This window comes from Ligilactobacillus sp. (assembly GCF_036846325.1).
Classification (GTDB): domain Bacteria; phylum Bacillota; class Bacilli; order Lactobacillales; family Lactobacillaceae; genus Ligilactobacillus.
Window position 1 is genome coordinate 1,434 of sequence record NZ_DAIUCE010000102.1, and the last position, 4,638, is coordinate 6,071.

Here is a 4,638-nt window from a genome sequence, read left to right on the forward strand (position 1 = left end):
CTGGCCGATGTTTGCCATCGGACGCCTGTTCAACATTCTTGAACGCGGCACAGCCAGCTACGACCGGATCATGCTGCTTCTTGGAGAAAAGAATCACTGGGTTCAGCCAAAGCTTGATGAACATGCCAATGTTGAAGGCGAGCTTGCATTTGACATTAAGGAATTCAAGTATCCTGATCAAGAGGACCGCGGCGTCAACTTGCAAAATGTCAGATTTGAGGTAAGACCGGGCAAAGTGCTTGGAATCGTTGGCCGGACCGGCGCCGGAAAATCCACGATTCTGCGTCTGCTGATGCGCGAGTTTGATGACTATGACGGCAGGATCACGTTTGGCAGTCATGATATTCGCGATTATCAAATGCAGGATTTTCTGACGCAAATCGGTTATGTTCCTCAGACGAGCTTTCTGTTTTCAACGAGCATTCGTGAAAACATTCGGTTTGCCAAGCCTTTGGCTGACCAGGAAGAAGTTGAGAAGGCTGCCTATGCTGCCGATCTTGATGAAGACATCGTTCAGATGCAGGAAGGTTATGATACTGAAGTCGGGGAAATGGGCGTCTCTCTTTCAGGGGGGCAGAAACAACGCCTGGCCATTGCCAGAGCGCTGATGGTTTCACCGGAACTGCTGATTCTGGACGATTCGCTTTCTGCTGTCGATGCAAAAACGGAAAAGCACATTCTTGAACGAATCAGGAAGAATCGTGCGGACCGCACGACAATCATGGTTGCCAGCCGTCTGAGCTCGGTTATGGGAGCCGATGAAATCATCGTGATTGACCACGGGACGGTCGTTGAACGCGGAACGCATGAACAGCTTGCCCAAAATGGCGGCTGGTATCAAAAGACGTTTGAGATGCAGCGGCTTGAGCAGAATATTGGAAAGGGGGATGAGGAGTAATGAAACATGAATCAGTCTGGGCAAGATCATTTACCAGAAAAGAGCAGAAAACGATTATTAAACGCCTGATTCCGTATGCAATGGAATTCAAGGGACAGTTCATTACGGCAATCGTGTTTGCACTTATCCTGAGTCTGATCAATATTGCACTGCCCCGTGCATTGCAATACTATCTTGATCATTACCTGACGAATTCGAATACGACGATGAACATGATCTGGGCATTTGCCGGACTGTATTTTTTAGGAACAGTCATTAAAGCGGCAACTCAGTTCATACAACAGTTTGCCTTCGGAATGGGTGCCGAGCGAACGCTTGAAAAAATTCGCGTTGAGCTTTTTAAGAAGCTTCATACGTTGGGACTCAAATATTTTGACAACGTGCCTGCAGGTTCCATCGTTTCAAGAGTTACGAACGATACGAAGACGTTATTTGACTTCTGGACGCTTTTCCTGACGATCTTTGTCGCAAGTTTTTCAGTTATTTCAGCATTTTTTGCAATGGCAAGCGTGAGCGTTTCGTTAGCCTGCCTGACTTTGATTTTTCTGCCGGTGATTTTTGCGACGACTTATCTTTATGAAAAATTAAGTTCCAGAATTTACCGGCGCCTGCGCGAATATCTCAGTCGGATCAACACGAAACTGAACGAATCTCTGATGGGAATCAGCATTATTCAGCAATTCAGGCAGCAGGAACGGATCACGCATGAATTTGAAGATGAAAACGAAGCATATATGCAGATGCGCTTCAGGATGATCAAGATCAACTCATTGCTGCTCTTCCCGATTGTCACGTTATTGTTCAATTTGGCTGAGTTGGTAACCTTGACATACTTCGGCGTGCAGGGACTGGATAATTTCGTCAAAGCAGGCGTAATCTATGCTTTTCTGTCATATGTGCAGAATTTCTTCAATCCGATGACGAACGTGATGGACTACATGTCCGTTTTTCAGGATGGAATCGTTGCCGGAAGCCGCATTTTGAAAATCATGGATGAAAAGACATACGCTCCTAAGCAAAATGAAGATTCTGATGCTGAAATCACTGCCGGACGAATCGAGTTCAAGGATGTTTCCTTTGGCTACGATGAAGACAATCCGGTTTTGAAGAACATTGACTTTACCGTTGAACCGGGGCAGACCGTTGCTTTGGTCGGGCATACCGGCAGCGGCAAGAGTTCAATCATCAATGTCTTAATGCGCTTTTATGAGTTTTCGAGTGGTCAGATTCTGATTGACGGACATGACATCAGAGACTATTCGACAGCCGAACTGAGGAGCAAGCTGGGACTTGTCCTGCAGGAGCCGTTCATGTTCTACGGTGACATCAAGACGAATATCAGGATGTATGACGAATCGATTACTGATGAACAGGTCAGGAAAGCGGCTGAATTCGTCAATGCTTCGTCATTTATCGAAAAACTTCCGCAAAAATATGATTCAAAGGTTTTTGAACGCGGCGGAGCCTTTTCGGCCGGTCAGAGGCAGCTTCTTTCGTTTGCCCGGACAATCGTCAGGGATCCTAAGATCTTGATTCTCGATGAAGCAACGGCAAATATCGATACTCAGACCGAAATGATGATTCAGCATGGAATGAATCAGATGCGCAAGGGCAGAACGACGATTGCAATTGCCCACCGTCTGTCAACAATCAAGGACGCTGACCTGATTCTCGTTCTTGACAAGGGCAACATCGTTGAACGCGGCAATCACGAAAGCCTGCTTGCCTTGAACGGACGCTATGCTGAGCTTTATCGCATGCAAAGTGCGCAGACGCAGGGGCAGGGAGCCTAGAAAAAATACCTGTTGCATCACATCAGTGATTGCAGCAGGTATTTTTTTAGCTTTCAGACAGTTTGCGAATCTGATGATGATAAGAAAAAACCGCCAGAAAAACTGACGGCAGCGGTTATTTCTTCGGGTGCGGATCGACATAACGGTAATTCGGATCGATTTCCCTATCAAGTTCATCAAATGCCTGATTCATTCTTTCAAGGATTTCAGCCTGGTTCTCATCCGTCAGTTTCATTTTACGATCGACTTCAATCGGATCCCCGAAACGAACCGTAATTTTCTGACGTTTGCATAAATCCTTAAAGGTCACCGGTCCCTGGTAGACGACGGGAACAAGCGGTGTTCCGGAAAGTTTTGAAATCAAGACGGCGCCGCCCTTGAGATTCTGGCTATGGCGCGTTCCGGACGGAAAGATTATGAGCGACAAATCGGTGCTTTTAAGCAATTTGACGGGCTTTTTGATGGCAGATGCACCTGGATTTTCCCGATCGACGGGAAAGGCATTGGCATGAACCAGAATGAATCTCAGGACTGGATTCTTAAAAAGTTCCTTTTTGGCCATAAAGCAGAATTTTTTCGGCGATGCTGCCAGGGCGAAATAGATCATGTCAAACCAGGCACGGTGCGGTGCAACCAGGATGTAATTCCCCTTTGGAAGTTTATCTTTATTTTCATAGTGAGCGCTGCCGTTTAAAACGAAGACGATAAATCGCGCAACAACTCTGATAAAAGAATAGAACAATTTTTTTCTTCCCTTCAAAATGTATTCACACCTAATATTAAGATGAAACGACATAAATTACAAGTTTTTCGAAAAGCTGACCGGAAAATGATATAATATGTAGATATCCTAAGCAAATGAATGAGGGAAAGAAAATGGATGTTGAAATTCATGCAAATGAGCGCGTTGATGCGCTTTTTTCAAACGGCATAAAGATTATTCAAAGCAGCGAGGTGTTTTCGTTTTCATTGGATGCCGTTTTATTGGCTCATTTTACCAACCCGGCTAAGAAAAAAGAACAGAAAATAGTTGATTTGTGTGCCGGAAACGGAGCGGTCGGTCTTTTTCTGACGCCAAGATCCAGTGCGCAGATCTATGAAGTCGAAATTCAGCCGCGTCTGGCCGACATGGCAAGAAGGAGCGTTGTCCTGAATGGTCTGGAAGAACGCGTAACGGTAATCAACGACGATTTGAACAACGTCCTGGACTATTTGGCAAAGGACACGATTGATACGGTGACCTGCAACCCGCCGTATTTTGAAGATCAGCCAGACAGCAGGAAAAATCCCAATCAGTATCTGGCATTGGCCCGGCACGAGCTTGCGGTGACGCTTGAACAGACGATTGAACAGGCCAGCGGTTTGCTCAAAATGAACGGAAGGGTTTCGTACGTGCATCGTCCGGAACGACTGATCGAAATGATTGAATTGATGAAGAAGCATCGCCTGGAGCCGAAACGAGTGCAGTTCGTCTATCCAAAAAGAAATCGCGAAGCAAACATGGTCCTCGTTGAAGCCATAAAGGACGGCAGGCCGGGCGGGCTTCGCTTCATGCCGCCAATGTTCGTCTATGAAGAAAACGGTGAGTACACGAAAGAAGTCAGGAAGATCGTGTATGGGTAAAAAATATTATTTTTATGTTCTTCTTTGTTCTGATAAAACGCTTTACGGAGGGTTCACGACCGATTTAAAGGCACGTACTGCAAAGCACAACAGCGGACAGGGAGCCAGGTATACGAAAAGCAGGCGGCCCGTCACGCTGATATATCACGAAGAATTTTCTGACAAATCCAGTGCGTTGAAGGCAGAATATGCCTTCAAGCACCAGCCACGTGCTGAAAAAGTGGCCTATTTGGTCAATCACGGCATAAAAAAGGAATTATTCAGCAGATGATGAAATTTCCTCTTGCCAATAGCAATATTAGTTGATATAATTAATACTGTTAT

Annotated in this window: 5 protein-coding genes; 4 read left to right on the forward strand and 1 reads right to left on the reverse strand. The window is 45.7% G+C overall.

The features are described from left to right. A partial coding sequence (locus V7Z60_RS08420) for an ABC transporter ATP-binding protein (protein WP_334117380.1) occupies window positions 1–898 on the forward strand: 898 nt, incomplete at its 5' end. Then, entirely contained in the window at window positions 898–2,691 is a 1,794-nt protein-coding gene (locus tag V7Z60_RS08425) for an ABC transporter ATP-binding protein (protein ID WP_334117381.1), read from the forward strand. The genes V7Z60_RS08420 and V7Z60_RS08425, both read left to right, overlap by 1 nt. A gap of 115 nt (window positions 2,692–2,806) precedes the next feature. Here V7Z60_RS08425 and V7Z60_RS08430 read toward each other — a convergent pair whose 3' ends face one another. Continuing rightward, a complete protein-coding gene (locus V7Z60_RS08430; RefSeq protein ID WP_334117382.1) occupies window positions 2,807–3,433 on the reverse strand; it encodes a lysophospholipid acyltransferase family protein in 627 nt (208 codons plus the stop codon). Window positions 3,434–3,567: 134 nt separating this feature from the next. Here V7Z60_RS08430 and V7Z60_RS08435 point away from each other — a divergent pair, with 134 nt between their 5' ends. Then, a complete protein-coding gene (locus V7Z60_RS08435; protein WP_334117383.1) occupies window positions 3,568–4,314 on the forward strand; it encodes a tRNA1(Val) (adenine(37)-N6)-methyltransferase in 747 nt (248 codons plus the stop codon). Beyond that, the gene (locus V7Z60_RS08440; RefSeq protein WP_334117384.1) at window positions 4,307–4,585 is read left to right on the forward strand and encodes a GIY-YIG nuclease family protein; all 279 of its coding nucleotides are present in this window, start codon (window positions 4,307–4,309) and stop codon (window positions 4,583–4,585) included. The genes V7Z60_RS08435 and V7Z60_RS08440 overlap by 8 nt, the downstream gene beginning before the upstream one ends. Window positions 4,586–4,638: the final 53 nt, after the last annotated feature.